Raw genomic sequence first — 23567 nt, 5'->3', positions numbered from 1 at the left:
CCGGACAACCCCTGACCAACCCCGGCCCACCACCTACGCACGCCTCTGCACTCCTCGTCGTTTCGCATGAGGGCGTCCCTGTAGCGATCTCCTCGAGCGGGGGGACCCTCCGCCCTTCGCGAAAGTGTGGGGTTCTGGTCGCGACACGCCAGCGTGTCGCGACCAGAACCCCACAGTTTGATGGGACATGGTGGATGGACCGGGCTATTCGACAGAGGGACGCCCTCATTCGAAACGTCAGGGACCAGCGCAACAGCACACGCGGAAGCCCAGCTGTCAGGGGAGGACGACAGCCGTTCCGCCGGCGTCCTGGGCGTCGGCGCCGATCCAGGTGGACCACTTGTCCCAGTACCGGCCAGCCCACGCGTACCGCGGAGCATTGAGCCCGCCATCGGCCGCGGGGATCTTGTAGTCGTTCCCGATGAACTTGTTGTCGCCCGTCGCGTCGAACGCGTGGCCCCAGTACGGCGGCTTGTCCGGCTTCTGATCGCTCACCACACCGGTGAGCGCGAGGCCGAACCCGTTCGCGCACTTGGTGCTGTCGATCGTGTTGTTCACGACCCGGAGGTGCTGCAGGTGGAGCTCGCGACCCCGCCGTTCCTGCCCGCCGATCGCGTTGTGGTTGCGGCTCACGGTGTTGTCGGACACTGTCACGCTGATGGACGAGTTCACGTCGATGCCGGCGCCGTCGGGGAGGCCGGCCGGGTTCTGCGGCCCGCGCCGGCCGAGCAGGTCGCAGCCGTTGTCGTTCACGGTGTTGCCGGAGATCTTGCCGTTGTAGCTGATCTCGAAGCGCACGCCGTCGGCGGAGTTGCGGAGGATCTGCGAGTTCGTGAACCGCAACGAGTTCGCCACCGCGGGGTCGCCGGCCTGGCCGTCGGCCCACAGGCCGATGCCGAAGTTGTCGTGAACGAGGGCCTGGTCGACCACGCCGGTCGCGCCGTTCGTGACCTTGATGCCGCCGGACTCCCAGTCGCTCACCCAGTACAGCGCCTGCGCGTTGTTGTGGTCGACCTCGACGTTCGCGATCGTGAAGTTGCGGCCACCGTTCACGCCGCCGCCGAGCTGGCCGTTGTACGAGGTACGTCCCGCGGTGAACGACGCGTTGTTGCCGAGGAACCTGAACCCCAGCGCGTGGTTGTAGCTGGTCTCGACGCTGAACACCCGCCACCCTTGGCCGAGCTCGATGGCGCCGACCTGGCTGGGCGAGGCGAAGTACCGTACGCCGAGGCCGCGGACGACCACGTTGCTCGCCCCCGCGACGGCGATCGCCTGCGCGGTGCGGCCGATCTGCATGGTGACCGCGGCGGGGTTGTCGCGAACGTAGACGCAGTTGGCCGCGTAGTCGGCGAAGAACTTGCCCGGCCCGAGCTCGGCGAGCGTGGCGACCCGGAGCAGCTGGGTGCTGTTGCGGAAGACGTCCTCGCGCTTCTGGCAGAGGTTGGTCGTGAGGACCTCGCACTTGCCGCCGTCTGCGTAGGCCGCGGGGAGGGCGCCGGCGACGTACCAGTTGGCGCCGGACGCGGTCCAGCCGGTCAGCACGCGGGCGCCGGTGAGCATGGTGCCGCTGGTGGGGGAAGGACCCGCGCCCCAGAGGGTGTCACCGGTCTTGAGCCTCAGTGGGGCGGTGAGTCGATAGAGGCCGGCGGCGAGGCAGTACGTGGTGCCAGCGGGACGGGCATCGATGGCGGCCTGGATGTTGCCGCCGACGGGAACGTTGACGCCGACGCAAGTCTCAGCCACAGCTGCCGTCGGCGTGGCGGTGACCGTCGCCGCCGCCAGCATGGCGAGCGGAACCGTCCAGCGCAGCAGTGATCGAGATGCGAACACAGAGGCCTCCTCGCCCGGCCGACCGAGAGCCCACCCATCGTCTCCGGATGGCTACCCGTCGCAACAGGAATGAACGTTCCTTGACATGTCACCTACTTTGCAGCTCGAGCCTCGTCGTCAACCCTCCCTTGACGCCCCATCTCCCGCGTCAACCTGGCCTTGACGCTCGCGCTAACCCTCCGCTCCCCCTAGACTCAGCCGTACACTCGCCGGCCCGCCGCCCGCCCAGGGGGTGGGCTGTCCCCAACAGTCGCTCCGCCGGGCGAGAGGCCTGTCCCCCACCTGTACCCACCGGGCTCGCATCGGGCGACCAGACTGCCTTCCGGGCAGGGCCGAGCCGGCGGCTGGCTGGAGCGACCCGAGGCCTGCCGCTGAAAATGCGACTGACTCCAGCATCGCCCCGAGCCGGGCCGAACGGGGAGCCCGCCGAGGATCTGTGGAGAACTTCCCGAGATCGGCACCTGGGGACGAAAACGTGGCCACCGGGCCTTCCGTCAGGCGTGCGGCCGGAGCGGTACGTCGATGGTGTGCAATACGTTGGGCGCCATGCGCTATGGCTTGACGATCCTGCCCGAGTTCCGGTGGCGAGACGCCGAACCGAGGTGGCGGCGGGCGGAGGAGCTGGGGTTCGACCACGCTTGGACGTTCGACCACCTCGCCTGGCGGACGCTCGCCGACGGGCCTTGGTTCGGCACCGTTCCCACGCTCACCGCGGCCGCAATCGCCACGCAGCGCATCAAGCTGGGCACGTTCGTCGCCTCCCCGAACTTCCGCCACCCCGTCTCGTTCGTCCGAGAGCTCCTCTCCCTCGACGACATCTCCCGCGGCCGCTTCGTCCTCGGCTTCGGCGCCGGCGGCATCGGGGTGGACGCGACCGTGCTCGGGAACGACGTCCTCCCGCCCGGCAAGCGCGTCGCGCGGCTCGGCGAGTTTCTCGAGCTCCTCGACCAGCTCCTCACCGACGACCACGTCAACTATGACGGCGCCTTCTACCAGGCCGTCGACGCTCGCACGCTGCCCGGATGCGTCGAGGAGCCGCGCCTCCCGTTCGTCGTCGCCGCCAGTGGGCCGCGGTCGATGCGGCTGGTCGCCAAGTACGGGCAAGGCTGGGTGACCACCGGCCCGCGCGACGGCGAGACGAACGAGGACTGGTGGAACGGCGTCAAGCACCAGTCCGACCAGCTCACCGACGTCCTCGCCGAGGCCGGCCGCGACCCGGCAACCATCGACCGCTACCTCGCCCTCGACAGCTCCGGCACCCTCGCGCTCTCCAGCGTCGACCACTTCGAGAACGCCGTCGGCCGGGCCGAGGAGCTCGGGTTCACCGACGTCATCGTGCACGAGCCGCGGACCACCGAGCCGTTCAAGGGCGACGAGAAGGTCCTCGAACAGCTCACCCTCAGAAGGTAGGCAGCTCCACCACCCCGCCGTAGCAGTCGTCGGAGCCCGGCAGGCTCCCCACGTACGTCACGAACAGTCGCGCACCATCCGCCGACGTCGCGATCCCGTTCAGCCAAGCGTGCCGGCCCAGCGACCAGCCGTTGATCAGCACGCGACGCACCGCCGCGACCGAGCCGTCCTGCCGCATCCGCACGATCGTGGCATTTCCGCGGTTGCAGACGAAAATATCGCTGCCCTCCGGCAAAGTCGTGCTCGCCGAGTCCGGAAGTACCGGCGCCAGGTCGACGGGTTGGGCGAGCAGCCAGGAACGGACGGTCCGAGCCGATGCCGGGTCGCCCGCGAGCTGGATGACCCGGATCGAGTCGTCGAACGGCTGGCTCACGTACAACCGCGAGGAGGAGTTCACGACGCCGAGTCGCGGCATCGCGTACCTCCAGGAGCGATGTGCGAGCGGCTGCACCGTACGAGCCGGCGCCACGCCGTCGATGCTGCCGTCCGCGCGGACGACCACCCGACCGAGCAGCGCGGTGCCGACGGCCGCGCGCTCGATCAGCCCGTACGGCGCACTCGCCGGCGAGAATCCTCCACCAGAGTTGGTGATGGACAGGCCGAGCGGGTTCGCGACAGTGCTGTGCCGCCGCACCGCACCGTCGTGCGCCGAGCTGGCGAACCGCGGCGGCACGCGGAGCTCGCCGCCCCACGAATCGATGCACAGGAACGAACCAGCGGCCTGGTCCGCCCGCACCTTCGGCGCGCCGAAGTTGGACCGGCTGCCCACGAGGACGCCGGCACCGATCGACGCGACCGCGGACGCTCCGGGGATGCCCGAGGCGAGGATGCGTCCGTTCAGCGTGGCGACGGCGACTCCGCCGAGCGCCGCACCGCCGGCGAGCAGCTGCCGCCGGGTGAAGAAGGTGGTACGAGCTGACATGACCGACGTCCCCCTTGATCCGCACCGCACTCAGCAGTGAACCAAGGGCCGTTCAGCCAGCCTTAGACCAACCTTCAAGAACCCGCTAGCAGTCGATCCAAAACCGGAGCGCGTCGCCCAGAGTCTCGTCCTGCTTGCCGCCGTTGGCGGCGATGACCCGGCGGGACGGCTCGTTCTCGGGTGCGCAGGTGAGCAGGACCCGGCTGAGGCCGAGGTCCCGCGCGTGGGCGATGCCTGCGCCGAGCATGCGCGTCGCGTGGCCTTGCCGCTGCCACGGCGCGACCACGTGGTAGCCGATGTGGCCGCCCTCGACGAACAGCTCGTCGGTGAGCTCGTGCCGGATCACCAGCGTGCCGAGGTAGTGCTCGCCGGCCTGGTACCAGAAGACCGTGGACGGTACGTTCCAGCGTTCCTTGACGCCGACGCGTGCGGCGACGAAGCCGTCGAAGTCCTCGCTGGCGGGGCCGAGCCAGTCGGTCTCGGAGCCGCGCGCGACGCAGTCCACCTGCTCGCCAGTGAGATAGGAGACCTTGACCGCGGTGGAGGGCGGCAGCAGACGTGGCGCTTCAGGGAGGGTGATCATCGCCGTCGATTCAACCACCGTGCCCCGTACGTGACGGACTTGGATCCGGGAAACCCCCACGTTTCAACGCGAAACTCCGCATCGGGCCGACGACCGCCTACGCTCGAAGGCGTGATCGTGGTCCACGCCATCCTCAGATCCAAGCCCGAGCACCGCCAGGAGACGGCCGAGGCGCTCGAGGCGATGCAGCGGGCGACGAACGCTCGGGACGAGGGCTGTCTGCACTACGCGTACCTGCAGAGCCTCACCGATCCGGACGAGTTCACCGCCGTCGAGGAGTGGCGCGACCTCGAGGCTCTCCAAGCTCATATCGCCAGCGACCATATGGCGAAGCTCGACGCGACGCTCGCGCACATGGCGGCCGGCAAGGCGACGATCCGCGTCTTCGAGGCCCAGCCCACAGAGCTGCCTTCCTAGCACCTGCCCAGCGGCTTCCCATCAGGCGTCAAGCCTGCCCACGTACACCTTTCCCAGGTGTACGCCAGCATTCAGGGGGATCTGATGCACGACCTCACGTCCGAAATAGGCCCGTTCCAAGGGGACCTCGTCACGCCCGGCATGCCGGCCTATGACGAGGCGCGCAAGATCTGGAACGAGGCGATCGACCGCCACCCGGCGCTGATCGCCCGATGCGCGACCAGGCGAGACGTCCAGCTCGCCGTGCGTCTCGCCAAGACCTCCGCGCTCCCGCTCGCCGTCCGGGGTGGCGGGCACAGCTATGCCGGGTTCGGCAGCTGTGACGGCGGCATCGTCATCGATCTCCGCGCCATGCGCGACATCGATGTCGACCCACAAGCAAGAACGGTCAAGGCCGGCCCCGGTCTCACCTGGGGCGAGCTCGACGAACGGACCCAAGCCCACGGCCTCGCCACGACCGGCGGCCACATCACCAGCGTCGGCATCGCCGGGTTCACGCTCGGCGGCGGCATCGGCTGGCTGTCCAGGGAGCATGGCCTCGCCGTCGACAACCTGGTCGCCGTCGAGATCGTGCTCGCGAACGGCGATGCGCTCCGAGCCAGCGACGACGAGAACCAGGACCTGTTCTGGGCGATCCGCGGTGGCGGCGGAAATTTCGGCATCGTCACGGAATTTACGTACCGCCTGCACGAGGTCTCCGACCCCCTCGGCGGCATGCTCCTGTACAGCGCCGAAAATGCCGAGGAGACGCTGCGGTACTTCCGCCACTTTTCCGAGAGCGCGCCCGACGACGTCACCGCGCTGGCGGCGTTCATCACCGCACCCGACGCGCCATTCGTCCCCCAGGACCTGCGTGGCAAGCCCGCGCTCGCGATCGCCGCCGCCTGCCTGCACCCGACCGGCGAGGGCAAGGCCGCGCTCGCGAGGCTGCAGGCGTACGGCCCGCCCGCCGTCGACCTGGTCGGCCCGAGCGAGTACCTCGAGCTCCAGCGCCTGTTCGACGGCATGGCACCGTCCCGCCCCGCGTACATTCGTTCGCGCCTGCTGAGCAAACTCACCGACAGCACCATCGCGACGCTGACCGAATACGGGCTCAACCCCACCTCGCCGAACGGCGCGATCGTGATCATCCCGCTCGGTGGCGCCATCGCGAGAGTTTCGACGAACGGCACCGCCTTCTCGCACCGGAAGGCGGCGTACCACGTCGAGCTCTGCGCGTTCTGGGAGAACCCCGACGAGCCGGCCACCCGCCATCGCGTCTGGGCCGATGGAACTTTCGAACGCATCAAGGCCGACTCGGTCGGCGTGTACGTCAACCACCTCGGCAACGAAGGGCCCGACCGCGTCCGCGAGGCGTACGGCGCGGAGACGTACCAACGGCTCGCGACGATCAAGCGCCGCTACGACCCGACCAACCTGTTCCGCGGCAACCAGAACATCCCACCCGCATAGGAGAAAGTGGAAGGGCGCCCCGATGGCGGGGCCATCGACACCGGGACGCCCAGCTTGCAGTCGTCGTCAGCCCGTTACGGCAGGCACTTCTTCGAGTCGGTCGACAGGTCGGTCACGCAGATCGTCGCCTTCGGCACCCGCAGCGTGGTCGAGTGCGCGCTGTAGCTCGCGGTCACGGTCTGGGTGTCGATCTCGAAGAGCGTCTGGCCGGCGATCTCGGCGGTGATGACCTTGTGGAACGACTTCTCCGACTCGCAGACGAAGCTGATCGTGATCGTCGTGAACGCCGCGTCGCCCTGGTCGACGTCGACCGTGGGCGGCTCGGAGCACGGGGTCGGCGCGTCGGGCAGGTCGGTCTTCGGCCCCGGAGCCGGCTTGTCGGAGTCGGAGCCGCCGTCTGGCAACGGCAGGTCCGGAATGTTCGGCAGTCCCGGAAGGTCAGGCAGCTCGCCCGGCAGACCCGGCAGGTCCGGAACTTCCGGCAACGGCAGGCTGTCGGTCGGCAACGTCAGGTCAGGCAGCGGCGGCTCGACGGCCTGGCTTACGCCGCCGCTGAGCACCAACGCGCTCATGACGGTTCCCGCGACCACGACATTGCGGACGAGGTGTCGGATTCGCACGGTGCTGGTTCCTCACTCTCGATCGGCTGTGGCGCAGACTTCGCGCCCTCTCCCTCTCGACAGCGCCGGAAGTCTCGAGAGTGTTACGGCCTGTTCGCCGGAAAAGTCGGAAAAGTTGTCGGAAATCGCGTCGGCAACGGCAGCGAGGTCGGAAGAGGCAGCTCTGTCGGCACCGGCAACGTGCTCGGAACGGGCCACGGCCGGGGCTGCTTCGTCAAGGTCGGCACCGGCTCGGGTTCCGGAACCGGATCCGCCGATCTCGTCGGGAACGGCTTCGGCGCGGGCTGCGGCCGCTTCGTCGGGGAGTCGGACGGTGAGACCGACGGCTTCGGGGCGACGCCCTCCGTCCGCGTCGTCCCCGGCCCCGCCGACGACACCGACGGCGCGGGAACGGGCGGGGGCGAAGCCGGGCCGGGCAGGATCCCGGTCGCCGCGAACGCCACGCCGCCGAGACTCAGGCCCGCGAGCACCAGCCCGGCGACCTTGACCAGCGCGAGCCGTCGTCCGGGTGCAGGCACCGGAGCCGGCGAGAGCCGCGAACGATGGAACGCCGCCACCGCGGTCTCCTCGCCCACCAGCTCGTCCGAACGGGCCGGCGCGGCAGCCGCCGAAAGTATCGAAGCGACGGGATCCGGGGTCGCCGAACCGCGCCCGGACAGCAGCTCGGCTGCCTGGGCGCGGGAGATCCGGCGACGACGCATCCCACTCATCTCATCTCGGTAAGCGTCGGGTCGAGCGAAACTGTCACGCGCGGCGAGGTTCCGGGCGTGGCGCAGGCCATAGTTCCGCCCCGTCCCTCGAGAACGGAGGCCAGCCGGCGCAGCCCGCGGTGAGCTGCGGCACGTACGGCACCTGCCCGCTTGCCCAGCACCTTGCCCGCCGCCGCGGCGTCCAGCCCGACCACGACCCGGAGCAGGATCGCCTCCGCCTGGTCCGGCGGGAGCGTCGCGATCAGCGCGAGCGCCGCGTCCGTCGAGACCGCGTCGAGTGCTTGGGTCGCGGTGTCCTCGCCGCTCGGAAGTTCCGAGAACTGGGCCAGGTCGGCGTCCGCGATTGGCCGCCGACGCACTCGCCGCAGGTGGTCGAGCGCGCGATTCCGGCCGATCGACACCGCCCAACCGCGGAACGCGTCGTCGTCCCCGTGGAACGAGCCGAGGTCGCGAACGATCTGCAGCCAGGCCTCGGACGCGACGTCCTCGACGTCCCGATCGCCAACCAGGACACGCAAGTAGCGGACCATGCCGGGATGCACGTCGCGGTACAGCCGGCGGAACGCGTCCTCGTCACCGGCCTGCGCGAGCTCGACCGCGGGCGCGGCGACATGGCGTGCTTCGCCCCGCTTCCGCCCGCTCGGCATGGCACGCGAATCTAGCCGGGTGCCGCGGCGCTTTCCTCCCCGGCCTCCCACCGGCACCAGACCGGCAACGGAAACGATTGACCGGGGTGGAAGGCGCCGCGTTCAAAGCACCCAGCTCGTCGCGCGGAGCGCGACCATGACACAGCCGCGAGTCGCGGTGATCACACAGCGGGGTTGTCGGAGTGGCACGATGCGCGCATGCCGGAAGATAGGCCTCAGCGCATCACCCAGCACGAGCGCGACCAGACGGTGCGACGGCTCCAGGAGGCGTACGCCTCGGGCGAGCTGTCGCACGACGAGCTGGACGACCGGCTGCAGCAGGCGCTGACCGCGACCACCAGCAGCGAGCTGGCGCCGATCCTCGCCTCGCTCCCGGAGATCGCACCAGACCGCACCGTCCGGATCAGCGCGAAGGCCGGAAGGATCCAGCGCCGCGGGACCTGGCAGGTACCGAAGACGTTCGAGATCGAGTCCGAGTTCGGCAAGGTCGACCTCGACCTGTCCCGCGCGATCATCGAGCACCCGGCGATCCAGCTCGAGCTCAAGCTGCGGTTCGGCAAGGCCCGGATCACCGTTCCCCGCAACGCGGTCGTCGAACTGGACGACCTGCGCTGCGAGTGGAAGCAGCCGGTCGACCGGCCTCCGGTGGACCGGCCCACGAACGGCGTCCGGATCAGGATTTCCGGTGAGATGGAGTTCGGTCGGCTCGTCGTCCGGTACGCGCGCCACTAGTCACCCCCGATTTCCACCGACGCGCCGACTCGGACTACGCTGGGCCTGTAAGGCGAGCCTAACCTGAGTTGACCGGAGGTAGGGAGCTCGATGCCGACCGTGATCACCGACAGCGGCCAGGTGCTCGCACGCCAGAGCCGGCGCGAGTCGTCGGCACGGACGTACGCGCGCTCGTTTCCGATAGTTCCGGTGCAGGCCAGCGGCCTGACGATCACCGGCGCGGACGGGCGGACGTACCTCGACTGCCTCTCCGGCGCCGGAAGTCTCGCGCTCGGCCACAACCATCCGGTCGTCGTGAACGCGATCCGCAAGGTGCTCGACGACGGCGCGCCGCTCGCGACCCTCGACCTCGCGACACCGGTCAAGGACGCGTTCGTCGACACGCTCTTCGACCTCCTGCCGCCGAACCTCAAGCAGAACGGCCGCATCCATTTCTGCGGCCCCACCGGTGCAGACGCGGTCGAGGCGGCGCTCAAGCTGACCCAGACCTCCACCGGCCGGCGCGGCGTGCTCGCGTTCACCGGCGCGTACCACGGCATGACCGCGGGAGCTCTCGCCACGACCGGCAACGTGGCGGCCCGCCAGAACGTCGTCACAACCGGCGAGGTCACACAACTTCCGTACCCCTACGCGTATCGCTGCCCGTTCGGCGTCGGTGGCGACGACACCGCCCGCCTGAGCGCGCACTACGTGCGCCAGCTGCTCCAGGACCCGAACGGCGGCGTCGTCCCGCCCGCGGCGATGATCCTCGAGGCCGTGCAGGGCGAGGGCGGCGTGATCCCCGCGCCGAACGAGTGGATGCGCGCCATGCGCGATATCACAAGCCAGCAAGGGATTCCGCTGATCGTCGACGAGGTGCAGACCGGCGTCGGCCGCACCGGCGCGTTCTGGGCGGTCGACCACAGCGGCGTGGCGTCGGACGTTCTCGTCCTGTCCAAGGCGATCGGCGGCGGCCTGCCGCTGGCGGTGATCGTGTACGACGCGGCGTTGGACGGTTGGGCGGCCGGCGCGCACACCGGAACGTTCCGCGGCAACCAGCTCGCGATGGCTGCCGGCGCGGCGACCCTGCGGTACGTTGCGGAGCATCGACTCGACGAACGCGCGGAGAAACTCGGCGACTGGTTGGTGGCCGAGCTTTCGACGTTGCCGTTCGAAACTATCGGCGATGTCCGTGGACGTGGCCTGATGATCGGCGTCGAAGCGACGGATCCCGCGATTTCCCAACAGGTACGGGCCGAATGCCTCGAGCGCGGGCTGATCGTCGAGCTCGGCGGACGCGACGACGCGGTCGTGCGCCTGCTGCCCCCGTTGGTCATGTCCGACGTCGAAGCTACGTCGGTGCTCGAGCGGCTTGCCGCCGCGTGGACGGCCGCGGAACGAGCCCGGTGAACGACCGGTTGCCCCCTGGCTCGGAGCTCGCCGGCAACGTCGACGAGCTGGCCAGCTACGTCGCGGTCGCCCTTACCGGGTTGACGATCGGCGCCGCCGAGCGGGGCGGACCGTTGCCCGCGGGCGGTCCCGACGCGGTCGCGAAGGCGGTCGTCGCGGCACTCAACGGCGGCACGCCGAGCGAGGCCCTCGCCGACCTCGCGCGGGTGGTCACCGCGGGATCGGCCGACCCGGCGGACCCGCGCTGCGCCGGGCATCTGCACTGTCCGCCGTTGGCGATCGCGGTCGCGGCCGACCTCGTCGCGAGTGCGTTGAACCAGTCGCTCGACTCGTGGGACCAGGCACCGGCATCGACCGCGCTCGAGGGCGAGGTCATCACCCAGCTCGCGCGGATGGTCGGCTACGACCCGGCGCGAGCCGGCGGCGTGATCACCTCGGGCGGTACCGAGTCCAACCTGATGGGCCTGTTGCTCGCGCGCGACCATGCGACGAAGCCGGTCCGCGTGTTCTGCTCGCGGATGGCGCACTTCTCGATCGCCCGGAACGCCGGCTTCCTCGGGCTCGATCCGCAGGCCGTGGTCGACATCGACGTCGACGAGTCGTCCCAGCTGGACCTCGACAAGCTCGCGGCGGCGCTCGACCAGGCCGGCGACGTCTCGCCGGTCGTCGTGGCGACCGCGGGCACGACCGACCTCGGCGCGATCGACCCGGTCGACGCCATCGCCGACCTCGCCCGAGAACGCCAAGCCTGGCTGCACGTCGACGCGGCGTACGGTGGCGGCGCGTTGTTCTCCGAGCGGATGGCACCGTTGCTGACAGGCATCGAACGAGCCGACTCGGTGTCGCTCGATCTGCACAAGCTCGGTTGGCAACCCGTTCCGGCCGGCGTCTTCCTCACCCGCGACAGAGAGTCGTTCGCACCGCTGACCCAGCGCGCCGCGTACCTCAACCCGGCGGACGACGAGGAGGCCGGATACCCAAGCCTGCTTGGACAGTCACTGCGTACGACCCGCCGCGCCGACGCCGTCAAGATCGCCGTGACCCTTCGTGCGCTCGGCCGGTCCGGCCTCGGCACGCTCGTCGAGCGCTGCCACGAGCTCGCCGACTACGCGGCCGTCCGGATCGCCGAGCACGACAGCCTGGAACTCGCGGCAAAGCCCGTCCTGACCACGGTCGTCTTCCGCTACAACGGATCCGATACTGTCAATGCCGCCTTGCGGCGGCGGTTGCTCGAGCAGGGCCGCGTGGTCGTCGGCCGGACAGCCCTCGGCGGCCGTACGTGGCTCAAGCTCACGTTGCTCAACCCGCACGCGCGAACCGACGACATCGACGCTGTTCTCGACGCGGTCGTGGCAGCCGGCGCGGAGGAGGAGCGCTGAGCGACGAAAGTCCCGCCGCCGTGGCCGACCACGCGGCGATGGAGAACCTGCTGCGGTGTTGGCTCCGCGAGACCGACATCGCCCACAGGGATGGCGAGCTGCTCACGCTCGACCTGTCGGGTACACGGATCGAGGCGACGATCGCGCACTGGTCGGCGAGCGGCTGGCACCGGTTCGACGAGGTACGCATCGACGACAGGCCCGGTGACGCCGCGACGCTCGCCGCGCTGATCGCCCGCGAGGGCGCGCTGCTGCGTGGCGTGCCGCCGTACGCCGGCAGCGAGCTCGTCATGCGAGCGCTGGACTCCGTACGCCGTGTCGCCGACCATGTCGCGCACCGGCGGACTCATCCCGACGCGCCGGCGGACACGACGCCGTTCCTCGATGGCGAGCAGGCGCTGATCCTCGGGCATCCGTTGCACCCGACGCCGAAGAGCCGGGAATCCCTCACGGACACGGAGTGTTCGGCGTTCTCGCCGGAGCTGCGTGGCTCATTCCCGCTGCACTGGTTCGCCGTGGAGGCCGACCTGGTCTCGTCGGACTCGGCGCTGGAACGGTCGGCCGAGGCGATCGTCGCCGAGTTCGCCGACCGCGACGCGCCGGACGGGACCGTCCTCGTTCCCGCGCACCCGTGGCAGGCTCGCGACCTCGCCGGGCGACCCGACTTCGCCGAGCTGCTGACCGCCGGACGGATCCGTGACCTCGGGCCGTCTGGCGCGCCGTGGTATCCGACGTCGTCGCTCCGTACGGTCTATCGGCCGGAAGTTTCGGTGATGCTGAAACTCTCGCTCGCGCTGCGCATCACCAACTCCCGCAGGGAGAACCTGCGCAAGGAGCTGCACCGCGGCGTCGAGGTGCATCGGCTGCTGGAGGCCGGGATCGGGGAGTCGTGGCAGGCCGCTCATCCCGGGTTCGACATCGTGCGGGACCCGGCGTGGATCGCGCTCGACGGACCGATCGGCCTCGACGCGATGCTACGCGCCAACCCGTTCGGCCCGAACGACGACATCTGGTGCGTCGCCGGCCTGGTCTCGCCGCAGCCCGGCCCGTCCCGGCTCAGGCGACTTGTCGAGAAGCTGGCCGAAACTACCGGTGGATCGCTCGCCGACGTCGCGGCCGTCTGGTTCGCCCGCTATCTGCAGGCCGTGATCGATCCCGTGCTCTGGCTGTACCGGACGTACGGCATCGCGCTCGAGGCACACCAGCAGAACACCCTGGTGGTGTTGGACTCTGAGGGTTGGCCCGCCGGCGGCCGCTATCGCGACAACCAGGGCTACTACTTCGCGGCGAGCCGGATCAGCGAGCTGGAGAAGCTGCTGCCGGACGTTGGCGTGGCTTCCGATACCACCGTTCCCGACGACGTCGCCGAGGAACGGCTCGGCTACTACCTCGGCATCAACAACCTGCTCGGCCTGGTGGGCGCGTTCGGGTCGCAGGGCTTGATCGCCGAGCGTCCGCTGCTCGAGCTCGCCAGGCAGTTCGTCGAGGACCGCGATGCGCCGATCCTGCGGGAACCCGTGCTGCGCAGCAAGGCGAATCTGCTCACTCGCCTGCACGGCATGGACGAACTGGTCGGCCCGGTGTCGACGCAGTCGGTGTACGTCCACCTTGCCAACCCGCTGTGGACAAGAGACCGATGAGCGACGATCGGCGCTGGTCGAGTTGGTACATCATGTCGGAGGGGTTCGGGCTCAGTCGCGCGAGCGCGGAGGACCACGAGCTGCTGACCACGTGGATGAACGACCCGGACGTCGCGGAGTTCTGGCAGCTCGACGGTCCACCCGAGCGCACGATCGCCTATCTGACCGAGCTGAACAAGGCGACGCACACGAGGGGCTACGTCGGGTCGCTCGATGGCACGCCGATGAGCTACTGGGAGCTCTACTGGGCCGATCTCGATCCGCTCGCCAAGCACTACGACGCTCGCCCCTTCGACGCGGGGATCCATCTGCTGCTCGGGCCGAGCGACTTCCGCGGGCGCGGGCTCGGCGCCCAGTTGCTGGAGGCGGTCGCGCGTACGATTCTCGCTCTGCGACCGGAAGTTTCGCGAGTGGTGGCCGAGCCGGATGTGCGGAACGTCCGGTCGATCGCCGCGTTCGAGCGGGCGGGCTTCGTCCGTGCCGCCGACCTCGACCTGCCCGACAAGCGCGCCGTCCTCATGATCAAGACAAGGGAACCGCATGACTGAATCCAGCACCTACGACGTGGTAGGTGTGGGCCTCGGACCGTTCAACCTCTCGCTCGCCGCACTGGCCGATCCGCTCGACGGCCTGTCCGCGCGCTTCCTGGAGAGCAAGCCGGAGTGGTCGTGGCATCCGGGCCTGCTGCTCGACGACGCGATGTTGCAGGTCCCGTTCCTCGCCGACCTGGTGACGCTCGCCGACCCGACCAGCGAGTGGTCGTTCCTCAACTATCTGCGCGCGCACGACCGAATGTACGCGTTCTACTTCGGCGAGCGGATGCACGTGTTGCGGCGCGAATACGACGACTACTGCCGGTGGGTGAGCGAGCGGCTGCCGTCTTGCACGTTCGGCGCCAGCGTCACGTCGGTCCGGTGGGACGGCGCGTTCGAGGTCGAGTTCGTCACGGCCGACGGGACCGAACGGGTCCGGGCGAAGAACGTCGTCCTCGGTGTCGGAACCCAGCCCGTCCTTCCGGAAAGTTTCGCGCCGGTCGTCGGCCGCGGCGTCTTCCACTCCGGCGAGTACCTGCATCGTCAAGCCGAGCTTGCGGGCGCCGGCGACGTGACGGTCGTCGGGTCTGGCCAGTCGGGGGCGGAGATCTTCCTCGACCTGCTTCGCCAGCTGCCGGCCGGACGCCAGCTGCGGTGGTTGACGCAGGCACCGGCGTTCGCGCCGATGGAGTATTCGAAGCTCGGGTTGGAGCACTTCACTCCCGCGTACACGCGGTACTTCCGCGGGCTTGCCGAGCCGGTGCGCGATCGGCTTGTTCCGGAACAATGGCAGCTGTACAAGGCGATCTCGGCCGAAACTATCGCGGCGATTTACGACCTTCTCTACGAACGCAGCGTCGGCGGGGCCTCGTCGCAGGCGACTCTCCTTCCGAATGTTTCGGTGGTCGCCTCGCGACGTTCCGGAAACGGCGTGGAACTGCGCTGCCACCAGCCCGACCAGGACGAGGAGCTCGTCGTCCGTACGGATGCCGTCGTGCTCGCGACTGGCTACTCCGCGCGGCAGCCGGACTTCCTGGACGCCGGGCTGCTCGACCTGGACGATGCGGGCCGCTACCGCGTCGACGCCGACTACCGCGTCGCGACCGCCCCGCACGTCACGGGCGCGCTGTACGTCCAGAACGCCGAGCTGCACACGCACGGCGTCGGCACGCCGGACCTCGGGCTGGGTGCGCACCGCGCCGCGGTGATCCTGAACGCGATCGCCGGCACGACCCGCTACCGGCTGCCCGAGCAGACCGCGTTCACCACGTTTGGTGTCCCGTCATCCACCGACCAGCTTCAGGAGGCCGCTCGTGTCGCTGCCCGTACCCGCTGAGCTCACCGCGGACGCCTGGCGCGCCGCCGGGCGTGCCTTGCTGGCCAAGGCCATCGCGGAGTTCTCCTACGAGGAGCTGCTGACGCCCTCGCCGGAGGGCAACGGCAGGTACCGGCTCGACCTGCCGGATCGGGTCGTCTACCGGTTCGCGGCGTCGCGCGGCTCGTACGACTCGTGGTTCGTGGATCCGTTGTCGATCACGCGCTCGGTGGGCGACGCGGATGCGGAGGAGGCGACGGACGCACTGCGGTTCGTGCTCGATTCTCATCGAGCGTTGGGAATGTCGGGTGACACGACCGGGCACCTGTTGCGCGAGCTGTCGGCGACGCTGACCGCGGACTGCCGGCTCGCGGCGTCGGCGTTGCCGGCAGCGGAGCTGGCGGAACTTACGTACGCGGAGCTGGAAGGTTTTCAGACCGGGCACCCGTGGATCGTGCCGAGCAAGGGACGGATGGGCTTCTCAGCCGCGGACGCGGCGACGTACCCACCGGAGGTACGGACGGCGCTGCGGCTGCCCTGGTTCGCGGTCGACCGCGAGCTGGCCGACTACCGCGGCATCGCCACCTTGCAGGAGGCGGACCTCTACGCCGGCGAGCTCGACGAGACGACGCGAGCGCGCTTCACCGCGAGTCTCCAAAACCGTGGGCTCGACCCGGATCGCTATCTGTCGTTGCCCGTTCATCCCTGGCAGTGGGATGAGATCGTGGTGCCGCTGTTCGCTGCCGAGATCGCCGAGCAGCGCATCGTTCCGCTGGGCAACGGGCCTGACGACTATCTGGTGCAGCAGTCGGTGCGTACGTTCACCAACGTCTCCACGCCGAACCGGCACCATGTCAAGCTGCCCTTGTCAGTGCTGAACACGCTGGTCTGGCGTGGTCTGCCGACGGAGCGGACGCTCGCTGCGCCGGCCGTGACGTCGTGGGTGCTCGGGCTCTTCGAGAAGGACGAGTTCCTGCGGGACGTGGCGCGTCCGATCCTGCTCGGTGAGGTCGCGTCGGTCACCGTGCGGCACGAGGCGCTGGAGTCGGTGAGCGGTGTTCCGTACCAGTACCGGGAACTGCTCGGCGCGATTTGGCGCGAGCCGCTGGTCGCGAAGCTCGACCAGGGCGAGCGGGCGCGGACGCTGGCGTCGTTGCTGTACGTGGATCCGTCGGGTCGTGCGTTCGCGGCCGAGCTCGTCGCACGGTCGGGGCTGTCGGCGGAGGCCTGGTTGGAGCGGCTGTTCCACGCAATGCTGCCGCCGTTGCTGCACTTCCTGTACGAGTACGGGGTGGTGTTCTCGCCGCACGGGGAGAACGCGATCGTCGTCTACGACTCGTCCGACGTTCCTTCGCGGCTCGCGGTGAAGGACTTCGTCGACGACGTGAACATCTCCGACCAGCCGTTGCCCGCGCTGACGTCGCTGCCGCCGGAGATCGCGCCGGTGCTGCTACGGGAGCCGCCGGCGTTCCTGTGCCAGTTCATCCATTCGGGGCTGTTCGTCGGACATTTCCGGTACTTGGCCGAGATCTTCCGCTCGCAGCTCGGCGTCCCGGTCGACCGGTTCTGGCGGTTGGTGCGGTCGGAGATCCTCGCGTACCAGTCGGACTTTCCGGGACTTGTCGAACGTTTCGCCCTGTTCGACCTGCTGACGCCGCGGATCGAGCGGCTCTGTCTGAACCGGAACCGGCTGCTGCTCGATGGCTACCGGGACCGCCCGGCACGGCCGCACGCTGCTGTGTACGGAACGGTGCCGAACCCGCTCTACGGCTTCTCCCAGCCCGCGGGCGCGATGTAGTCGGTGTACCAGCTGGTGAGGGCGTGCAGTGCGCGGAGATCCTTCCGGATCTTCCGGAGATCCGTCGTGTCGATCGGCTTCTCGGCATAGATGCCGCGGCGGCGGAGCAGGTCGGCGCGGGGATGGTCTTTCCGGAACTCGCTCGGTAGGCGCCGCAACTTGCTGCCCTGGAGATCGAAGCCGGCACGTTCCAGCTTGCGGACGATGTCGGCGAGCTCCGTTCCGGTACCCTCGGCGTCGACGAGCTTCCGGTAGAGCTGGACCTGGTCGGGCGCGGGGCTGCCCGAGCCGCCGCCGAGCGCGAAGCCGTCGAGGTCGAACGTGAACGTGATCTTGATGCGGCGGGCGATCCACCAGGTGATGCTCTGGTGCTGCCAGCCCCACGGGCGGTCGGACATGCCGCTGGGCCAGAACGTGCCGAACTCGTCCGTCGCGTTGAGCGCGTCGCAGAGCTGCTGGAAGGGTTCGCGGACGTACCGCTCGACCGCGTCCCGGTGCTCCTCGAGCTCGGCGGGGCCGGGGTCGCCTTGCAGGTCGAGCATGACTTCGTACGCGCGGTCGGACCAGCCGGTGAAGCTCATGCGGGCATCGTGCCAGGGGCCACCGACAGTTTCGGCGAGTGTCAGAGTGCTTGCGGAAAGTCGAAGAAGCGGTCCGGATCGTAGCGCCGCTTGATCGTTTGGAGTCGCTCCTTGTTGGCTCCGTGATAGGCGGTGAGCGGGTCGTCGAGGTCAGGATCGGGCCCTCGTCGGAGTACGGGTGCTGAGCTGCCACGACTCGTCGACCCAGGTGTCCGTACGTTCGGCGCGGTCTGCTGGACGTGTTCGAGCAGGAACCGAGAGTTCCGATACGCGAAAGCCATGTCGGTCTCGTTCGGACGCCTGTAGGCCCCACCCCACGCGTGAAGCTCAACTCGCGTCGCGAGTCTTCGGTCCGTCCCCGGCGAACCGCTCCAGAAGCTCCGCGAGGACGTCCGACCGGCTGCGTTCGGCGCCAGACTCGTAGAAGTCCTCGCGTCCGACGATCCTGGAGGAGGACTTGACGTCCCGGTAGGAACGCTCGATGGCCCAGTGCGGGCTCACACCGGCGTGGCCAGGACCCGTTCGGTCTCGGCAGCGTGCCGAGGTGGATCCCGAACAGGAAGAGGATCGGGGGCTCGTTCAAGTAGGGGTCGCGACCAGGCGGAGGTGGGCGTTCATGCCGTCCAGGCAGTCGCGTGCCCAGCGCATCCAGTTCGCGATGACGTCCTGATGGGGCTCATCGGAGAACGAGTGCTGGAAATGGGCGACGACGCCGAACTGGCCACCTCCGGCGCCTCGTAGCGCCCAGAAGAGATCTTCGTGGTGATTCTCGTCAGCGTGGACGATGCTGCCGTCGGCGAGCACGACGGCGGCCTTGAGGAGCCGGTCGCAGGTGAGGCCGTAGGCTCGGCAGAGGCCGATTCCGCCGCCTAGGGTGAGGCCGGCGACGCCGACGGTCGGTCCGCAACCGAGATTGAGGATCCTGCCCTGGCGCCAGAGTGCGCGTTCAATCGTTCGAATCGTGGCTCCGGCGCCGATCGTGGCCGTGTCACCCTCGACAGCGAACCCCCACATCGGGCTGAGGTCGAGCACGATGCCGTCGGTAGACGATCGTCCCGCGAAGCAGTGACCGCCGCTGCGTGGTCGGAGCTCGATCCCACGCTGCTTGGCGAACGTGATGGTCTCGGCGACGTCCTCGGCCGTGAAGGCGCGGACAACCGCCTTTGGCTTGTAGTGGTGGAAGGCCTTGAGCTGCGCATTGCGCACTTCGGGGTACTTCGGGTCGTCCGGGTGGATGTACTCCCCCGCGAGTCTCCGGTGCAGTTCGAGCTCGTCCGGCACCATGCGGACAAGCCTAGGTCAGGTGGTCGCGGATCCAGGCGGCTTCGCGGGTGAAGGCTTCGAGGCTGCCGTCGGCGGCGAACTTCCTCCAGGGGTGGAGGTTGCGGCGGGCGAGCTCTCGGGTGTGGTCGAGTTCGGTCTCGATGACCGCGATCGCTCCCTCGATGACCTCGTCCGGCGTGAAGTCGCCATAGCCATCGCAGAGCGCTTCGAGGCGGGCTCGGCGATCCAATGGGGTGCGCATCCCGTACTCCCGCACCCGGTCGTCCGGCGACAGCGGGACGAGGTACCACGCGAGGTACGCGACGTCGTCGATCGCCTTGCCTGGTTGGGCGAAGTCCCAGTCGATGACGCCCACCGGCTCCGCGCCGATCCAGGTCACGTTGAACGGGGAGAAGTCGCCGTGCCGGATCAGGTCGCCGCCCTCGGCGACGACGTTCCGCCACGGGGCGTCCGGCGGTGGGGTGAAGTTTCGGACCGCGTCGTGATACTTCCGGAGCAACCGGCCGAGCTTGGTCGGACCCTCGTTCGTCTTGAGGTGCGACGGCCAGTTCGTCCAGCCGACCGTCTCGCCGGGCAGGAACGTCAGGATCTCGCGGCCTTGCTCGTCGATCCCGCGCACCCGCGGCGACGCGGCGAACCCGACCTGCTCGAGGTGGTCGAGCAGCGCGTGCACCGCCGGCGTCCAGTACCCGGCACTCCGGCGCACGGTGTTGCCGACGCGCACGACGTCGTTGACAAACCCACCCTCGAGTCGCTGCTCCGCTTCCACCGTTCCAGCCTAGAGCGCTCAGCGATACGCGGCGGCTTGGAGCGAGTACAGCTCGGCGTAGAGGCCGGCAGCGGCCATCAGCTCGGCGTGCGTGCCCACCTCGCGCAGCCGGCCGTGGGACAGCACGACGATCAGGTCGGCCATCCGTACGGTCGAGAACCGGTGCGACACCAGCAAGGTGATCCGGCCGTCGACCCGGGCCGTCGCCGAGACCTCCTCGAACAGGGCGTGCTCGGTCTGCGGGTCCAGCGCCGCGGTCGGTTCGTCGAACACCGTGAGGAACGGGTCCGTCCGCACCATCGACCGGGCCAGCGCCAGCTTCTGCCACTCTCCGCCCGAGAGATCCACTCCGCCCGACCACGAAATCCCCAGCTGGGTGGACAGTCCCGACGGCAGCGAGTCCACGAACGACGCCCGCGTACGGCCCAGCGCCGAACGGACCGCGGACTCGTCGGCACCGAGCGCCCCGACCTCGACCGCCTCCCGGACGAGCAGCTCGAACCGCATGAAGTCCTGGAATCCCGCCGACACTCGCGACCGGTACGCGTCGAGGTCGAGCGACGCCAGGTCGACCCCGTCGACGAACACCCGGCCGGCGGTGGGTGCGTACATGCCGGTCAGCAGCTTCACCAGCGTCGTCTTCCCCGCTCCGTTCTCGCCGACCAACGCCACGACCGCGCCCGCCGGCAGGGTGAGTGACACGTCATCCAATGCCGGTGCGCCCGCCGTGTAGGAGAAGGACACCGAGTCCAGCGCGATGCCGCGCGAAAGCTCAATGGGAACAGGCGATCCGCCCTGTGCATCGGCGGCCTGGTCCTCCAGCCAGTGGTAGTGCTCAGACACAGTACGCACCGCCAGCAACGAGCCGGCGTATTCGGTCAGTCGGGCCGACGCGTGCACCAAGGTCACCGCCAACATCAACACCAGGGTGACGTCGCCGACCGACGAGCGGCCGGAGGCAGCCTGCTGGAGAACGAGCACGATGCCCGCCGCGTATGCACCCCAGAACAGCAACCGGCCGCAGAATCCCAACCCCACCGAGCGAAACTGCGCCGACTCGTGCTTGTGGTTGGCGACCGCCGAGGCAGAACGGTGCCGTGTCAGCAGCTCGGACGACAGCCCGTAGAGCCGAATCTCCATGCCCGCTGGCGCGGTGGACGCCAGCCCGAACAGGTGCTCCGCCGTCCGCTGGTAAGGCGCCGCTCGCAGCGCCGCCGAGCGTTGGATCCGCTCCGCGTAGCGTGCCGCCCACACCGCCGGCACCGCCACCACGGGGATGAGCGCGAGCCACGGCGAGATCTGTCCCAGCAGCACGGCCGCGACGACGAGCTCGGCTACCAGGATCGGTCCGAGAACGGCGAGGGACAGGCCCATCCAGAGGCCGTCCATGCTCCGACGCAACGATTGCAGACGGTCCCAGAACTCCGGCCGTTCGAAGTGCTCCAACCGCGGTGCCTTCGTAGACAGGTCGAGCAGGCGACGCTGCATCACCATGATGGTGCGCTCGCGCACCCGGACCGTCGTCCAGCGGTAGGCCGCAGGCATCAGCACCAGGAGCAGCAATGCCGTAGCGATGAGAGCGACTCCGAGGGCCAGGTGGGACGTCGAGCCGGTCGCGATGCCGTCGACCAGTGGCCGCGCGCCGATCGCGGCGACGATCGGGGCGGTGAAGTCGAAGGCGCTCGTCAGCAGGGTGGCCAGGGTGAGGAGTGGCCCGATGTCGCGGCCGATGCCCAGCAGGAGGCGGGCTGTGCGCAGCCACTCTTTCACGATGCCTCCGAGAATCGCGAAGCCTGCAAGCGAAACATCTCCGCGTACGCCCCATCGAGCGCGAGCAGCTCCTCGTGGGTCCCCTGCTCCACCACGCGGCCCTGGTCGAGCACGACGATCGAGGACGCCTGGCGTACGGTCGAGAAGCGGTGTGAGATCACGATCGTCGTCACGCCCGACGTCAGCTCGAGGAACCGCTCGTACAAGCGGGCCTCCGCTCGCGCATCGAGATGGGCGGCGGGCTCGTCGAGGATCAGGACCGAGGCACCGTTCGACACGGCGTACAGCGCTCGGGCCAGGCCGATCTTCTGCCACTCGCCGCCGGACAGGTCCACTCCACCGTCGTACTCGGCCGACAGCGGCGTGTTCCAACCGTCGGGTAGAGCTGCGATCACGTCGTCGATGCCGGCCGCCTTGGCTGCCGCGTCGAGGTTGGCCGTCGACACTCGGCCGAACGACACGTTCGCCTGTGCGGTAAGGGCGAACCGGGTCGAGTTCTGGAACACTGCCGCCAGTTGCGACCGCCACGCCTCGACGTCGGCCGACGCCAGGTCCACGTCATCGACGCTGATCCGGCCCGACGACGGCTCGTACATCCGGCTGAGCAGCTTGACCAACGTCGACTTGCCGGCACCGTTAGCGCCGACGATCGCGAGCGAACGCCCCGCCGGTACGACGAGATCGAGCTCGTGCACCGCGTCTCCGGTACCGCCGGGATAGCCGAACGACACCCGTTCGAAGCGGATCTCCCGTTGCGGGGCACCCACCACCGCGCCACCCGACGACGGCGTCGATGCGAGACTCGCGACCGCGTCGTCGTAGCGCCGCAGGGTCGCCAGTGCCAGTTCGGTCTGCAGGCTCGACCACGAGGTGATCCGCGCGCCGGCGAGCGAGACCATCAACGCCTGCACGACCGCCATCGCCGCACCCGCGGCGAGCGAGCCGCCCGCGGACCCGGCGACCGACCCCAGTGCGCCGAGTACGACGGCGCCGAGCGCGATAGCGGCGACGAACGGCCGCCGGCTCGTCGGGGCGAGCACCTCGTCCATCGACCGGTTCCAGCTCGCGAGATAGCGGTCCAGCAGGTACGGCCCCAGCCCGAAGATCCGGATCTCCTTCGCCGCCGGAGGAGTCACGCCGAGGTCGTAGTAGTACTCGGTGCGCCGCGAGATCTCCGTTCCGCTGTGGTGGTGGTTCGCTTCGATCCGGGAGGCGACCTTGTCCTCGTACGCCGCCCACAGCCCGGCCAGCAGGAGCGCGATCCCCCACACGGGTTGGGATTTCGCCACGATCACGCAGGCGCCGATCAGCATCAACCGCCCGTTGAGCACTCCGCTGAGCGTCCGGGCGAGCCGTCCCGGCCGGCTCCAACCGGAGCGGAACGTCTCCTGGCCGACGTTGATGAGGTTCAGGCTGGCCGGATCCTCCAGATGCCCGATGCCGACCGGCCGCATGACCGCGGCCATCAGGTCGCGCTGGAGCAGAGCGTTGACTCGTTCGGCGAGCGCTGCCGCCGCGGCCTGATACAGGCCGATCGCCAACCATTGCAGCAGGAAGAACGCGCCGACGGCGATCGCCCAGGGCATCGCCGACGCACTGGGCACGCGCGAGACGACCGCACCGATCGCGACGGCGGCTCCGAGGGGAGCCGCCGCGTTCAGCACGAGCATCAGGACCGTCAGAACGGTGAGCGCCGGACTCGCCCGCCATGCCAGTCGAGTGAATCTTCCGTAGCCACGCCAGGTTTGCCGCACGTCGTTGAGCATGAGAGTGCCGAAAGTCCTTT

The 23567-nt window shown here is 69.2% G+C and carries 23 protein-coding genes; 10 read left to right on the top strand and 13 right to left on the bottom strand.

Going from position 1 to position 23567, the window contains the following annotated elements:
- Positions 1 to 276 precede the first annotated feature (276 nt).
- Positions 277 to 1830: a right-handed parallel beta-helix repeat-containing protein gene (locus JOD67_RS08930; protein ID WP_205116954.1), complete on the bottom strand. Its 1554-nt coding sequence runs from the start codon at positions 1828 to 1830 to the stop codon at positions 277 to 279.
- Positions 1831 to 2376: 546 nt separating this feature from the next.
- Here JOD67_RS08930 and JOD67_RS08925 point away from each other — a divergent pair.
- Positions 2377 to 3240, top strand: a complete 864-nt coding sequence (locus JOD67_RS08925; protein WP_205116952.1) for an LLM class flavin-dependent oxidoreductase — start codon at positions 2377 to 2379, stop codon at positions 3238 to 3240.
- On the opposite strand, the gene JOD67_RS08920 is transcribed toward JOD67_RS08925, so the two are convergent.
- Both JOD67_RS08920 and JOD67_RS08915 read right to left on the bottom strand, forming a co-directional pair.
- Positions 3230 to 4162, bottom strand: a complete 933-nt coding sequence (locus tag JOD67_RS08920; protein ID WP_205116950.1) for a YncE family protein — start codon at positions 4160 to 4162, stop codon at positions 3230 to 3232. The two genes, JOD67_RS08925 and JOD67_RS08920, sit on opposite strands and share 11 nt — an antisense overlap.
- A gap of 85 nt (positions 4163 to 4247) precedes the next feature.
- On the bottom strand, positions 4248 to 4745 hold the full coding sequence (locus JOD67_RS08915; RefSeq protein ID WP_205116948.1) for a GNAT family N-acetyltransferase: 498 nt from the start codon (positions 4743 to 4745) through the stop codon (positions 4248 to 4250).
- Between the two features lie 111 nt (positions 4746 to 4856).
- Here JOD67_RS08915 and JOD67_RS08910 point away from each other — a divergent pair, with 111 nt between their 5' ends.
- Positions 4857 to 5162 carry a putative quinol monooxygenase gene (locus JOD67_RS08910; RefSeq protein ID WP_205116947.1) on the top strand — a complete coding sequence of 102 codons (306 nt, stop codon included), beginning with the start codon at positions 4857 to 4859 and terminating at the stop codon, positions 5160 to 5162.
- 57 nt (positions 5163 to 5219) lie between these two features.
- Positions 5220 to 6614, top strand: coding sequence for an FAD-binding oxidoreductase (locus JOD67_RS08905; protein WP_205116946.1), 1395 nt, complete (start codon positions 5220 to 5222; stop codon positions 6612 to 6614).
- 74 nt (positions 6615 to 6688) lie between these two features.
- Here the strand turns inward: JOD67_RS08905 and JOD67_RS08900 are convergent, their stop codons facing one another.
- From JOD67_RS08900 to JOD67_RS08890, 3 genes are all read right to left on the bottom strand, one after another.
- The gene (locus JOD67_RS08900; protein WP_205116945.1) at positions 6689 to 7234 is read right to left on the bottom strand and encodes a hypothetical protein; all 546 of its coding nucleotides are present in this window, start codon (positions 7232 to 7234) and stop codon (positions 6689 to 6691) included.
- Positions 7235 to 7317: 83 nt separating this feature from the next.
- The gene (locus JOD67_RS08895; RefSeq protein ID WP_205116944.1) at positions 7318 to 7935 is read right to left on the bottom strand and encodes a hypothetical protein; all 618 of its coding nucleotides are present in this window, start codon (positions 7933 to 7935) and stop codon (positions 7318 to 7320) included.
- Positions 7936 to 7940: 5 nt separating this feature from the next.
- Positions 7941 to 8591, bottom strand: coding sequence for an RNA polymerase sigma factor (locus JOD67_RS08890; RefSeq protein ID WP_205116943.1), 651 nt, complete (start codon positions 8589 to 8591; stop codon positions 7941 to 7943).
- A gap of 198 nt (positions 8592 to 8789) precedes the next feature.
- Here JOD67_RS08890 and JOD67_RS08885 point away from each other — a divergent pair, with 198 nt between their 5' ends.
- From JOD67_RS08885 to JOD67_RS08855, 7 genes are all read left to right on the top strand, one after another.
- On the top strand, positions 8790 to 9323 hold the full coding sequence (locus tag JOD67_RS08885; RefSeq protein ID WP_205116942.1) for a DUF1707 domain-containing protein: 534 nt from the start codon (positions 8790 to 8792) through the stop codon (positions 9321 to 9323).
- Positions 9324 to 9413: 90 nt separating this feature from the next.
- The gene (locus JOD67_RS08880; protein WP_205116940.1) at positions 9414 to 10712 is read left to right on the top strand and encodes a diaminobutyrate--2-oxoglutarate transaminase family protein; all 1299 of its coding nucleotides are present in this window, start codon (positions 9414 to 9416) and stop codon (positions 10710 to 10712) included.
- Positions 10709 to 12091 (top strand): pyridoxal phosphate-dependent decarboxylase family protein, encoded by a 1383-nt coding sequence (locus JOD67_RS08875; RefSeq protein WP_307782323.1) that lies wholly within the window; start codon positions 10709 to 10711, stop codon positions 12089 to 12091. The genes JOD67_RS08880 and JOD67_RS08875 overlap by 4 nt, the downstream gene beginning before the upstream one ends.
- 20 nt (positions 12092 to 12111) lie before the next feature.
- Positions 12112 to 13731, top strand: a complete 1620-nt coding sequence (locus tag JOD67_RS08870) for an IucA/IucC family protein (protein ID WP_307782322.1) — start codon at positions 12112 to 12114, stop codon at positions 13729 to 13731.
- Positions 13728 to 14279 carry a GNAT family N-acetyltransferase gene (locus JOD67_RS08865; protein WP_205116938.1) on the top strand — a complete coding sequence of 184 codons (552 nt, stop codon included), beginning with the start codon at positions 13728 to 13730 and terminating at the stop codon, positions 14277 to 14279. Before JOD67_RS08870 ends, JOD67_RS08865 begins: the two co-directional genes overlap by 4 nt.
- Positions 14272 to 15600 (top strand): lysine N(6)-hydroxylase/L-ornithine N(5)-oxygenase family protein, encoded by a 1329-nt coding sequence (locus JOD67_RS08860; protein ID WP_205116937.1) that lies wholly within the window; start codon positions 14272 to 14274, stop codon positions 15598 to 15600. The genes JOD67_RS08865 and JOD67_RS08860 overlap by 8 nt, the downstream gene beginning before the upstream one ends.
- Positions 15578 to 17377 carry an IucA/IucC family protein gene (locus JOD67_RS08855; RefSeq protein WP_205116936.1) on the top strand — a complete coding sequence of 600 codons (1800 nt, stop codon included), beginning with the start codon at positions 15578 to 15580 and terminating at the stop codon, positions 17375 to 17377. The genes JOD67_RS08860 and JOD67_RS08855 overlap by 23 nt, the downstream gene beginning before the upstream one ends.
- Here the strand turns inward: JOD67_RS08855 and JOD67_RS08850 are convergent.
- The 7 genes from JOD67_RS08850 to JOD67_RS41775 form a co-directional block, all read right to left on the bottom strand.
- Positions 17344 to 17958, bottom strand: a complete 615-nt coding sequence (locus JOD67_RS08850) for a DUF2461 family protein (protein WP_205116935.1) — start codon at positions 17956 to 17958, stop codon at positions 17344 to 17346. The two genes, JOD67_RS08855 and JOD67_RS08850, sit on opposite strands and share 34 nt — an antisense overlap.
- A 41-nt stretch (positions 17959 to 17999) precedes the next feature.
- On the bottom strand, positions 18000 to 18239 hold the full coding sequence (locus tag JOD67_RS08845; protein WP_205116934.1) for a BBE domain-containing protein: 240 nt from the start codon (positions 18237 to 18239) through the stop codon (positions 18000 to 18002).
- 46 nt (positions 18240 to 18285) lie between these two features.
- Positions 18286 to 18459 (bottom strand): hypothetical protein, encoded by a 174-nt coding sequence (locus tag JOD67_RS08840; protein ID WP_205116932.1) that lies wholly within the window; start codon positions 18457 to 18459, stop codon positions 18286 to 18288.
- A gap of 78 nt (positions 18460 to 18537) precedes the next feature.
- Positions 18538 to 19242: an FAD-binding oxidoreductase gene (locus JOD67_RS08835; protein ID WP_205116931.1), complete on the bottom strand. Its 705-nt coding sequence runs from the start codon at positions 19240 to 19242 to the stop codon at positions 18538 to 18540.
- Between the two features lie 10 nt (positions 19243 to 19252).
- Positions 19253 to 20011: a phosphotransferase enzyme family protein gene (locus tag JOD67_RS41785; protein ID WP_205116930.1), complete on the bottom strand. Its 759-nt coding sequence runs from the start codon at positions 20009 to 20011 to the stop codon at positions 19253 to 19255.
- 18 nt (positions 20012 to 20029) lie between these two features.
- Complete coding sequence (locus JOD67_RS41780; protein WP_205116929.1) at positions 20030 to 21781, bottom strand: ABC transporter ATP-binding protein; 1752 nt, start codon at positions 21779 to 21781, stop codon at positions 20030 to 20032.
- The gene (locus JOD67_RS41775) at positions 21778 to 23535 is read right to left on the bottom strand and encodes an ABC transporter ATP-binding protein (RefSeq protein ID WP_205116928.1); all 1758 of its coding nucleotides are present in this window, start codon (positions 23533 to 23535) and stop codon (positions 21778 to 21780) included. The genes JOD67_RS41780 and JOD67_RS41775 overlap by 4 nt, the downstream gene beginning before the upstream one ends.
- Positions 23536 to 23567: the final 32 nt, after the last annotated feature.

Source organism: Tenggerimyces flavus (assembly GCF_016907715.1).
In the GTDB taxonomy this organism is placed as follows: Bacteria; Actinomycetota; Actinomycetes; order Propionibacteriales; family Actinopolymorphaceae; genus Tenggerimyces; species Tenggerimyces flavus.
Note: the sequence above shows the minus strand (reverse complement) of the source record. Positions and strands in the feature narration are given on the sequence as shown.

Excerpts from the sequence above, each read along its gene's own strand:
- JOD67_RS08925 (WP_205116952.1), top strand. The coding sequence starts at position 2,377 with ATGCGCTATGGCTTGACGATCCTGCCCGAGTTCCGGTGGCGAGACGCC.
- JOD67_RS08920 (WP_205116950.1), bottom strand. The coding sequence starts at position 4,162 with ATGTCAGCTCGTACCACCTTCTTCACCCGGCGGCAGCTGCTCGCCGGC.
- JOD67_RS08915 (WP_205116948.1), bottom strand. The coding sequence starts at position 4,745 with ATGATCACCCTCCCTGAAGCGCCACGTCTGCTGCCGCCCTCCACCGCG.
- JOD67_RS08895 (WP_205116944.1), bottom strand. The coding sequence starts at position 7,935 with ATGCGTCGTCGCCGGATCTCCCGCGCCCAGGCAGCCGAGCTGCTGTCC.
- JOD67_RS08890 (WP_205116943.1), bottom strand. The coding sequence starts at position 8,591 with ATGCCGAGCGGGCGGAAGCGGGGCGAAGCACGCCATGTCGCCGCGCCC.
- JOD67_RS08885 (WP_205116942.1), top strand. The coding sequence starts at position 8,790 with ATGCCGGAAGATAGGCCTCAGCGCATCACCCAGCACGAGCGCGACCAG.
- JOD67_RS08880 (WP_205116940.1), top strand. The coding sequence starts at position 9,414 with ATGCCGACCGTGATCACCGACAGCGGCCAGGTGCTCGCACGCCAGAGC.
- JOD67_RS08865 (WP_205116938.1), top strand. The coding sequence starts at position 13,728 with ATGAGCGACGATCGGCGCTGGTCGAGTTGGTACATCATGTCGGAGGGG.
- JOD67_RS08860 (WP_205116937.1), top strand. The coding sequence starts at position 14,272 with ATGACTGAATCCAGCACCTACGACGTGGTAGGTGTGGGCCTCGGACCG.
- JOD67_RS08850 (WP_205116935.1), bottom strand. The coding sequence starts at position 17,958 with ATGAGCTTCACCGGCTGGTCCGACCGCGCGTACGAAGTCATGCTCGAC.
- JOD67_RS08845 (WP_205116934.1), bottom strand. The coding sequence starts at position 18,239 with ATGGCTTTCGCGTATCGGAACTCTCGGTTCCTGCTCGAACACGTCCAG.
- JOD67_RS08835 (WP_205116931.1), bottom strand. The coding sequence starts at position 19,242 with ATGGTGCCGGACGAGCTCGAACTGCACCGGAGACTCGCGGGGGAGTAC.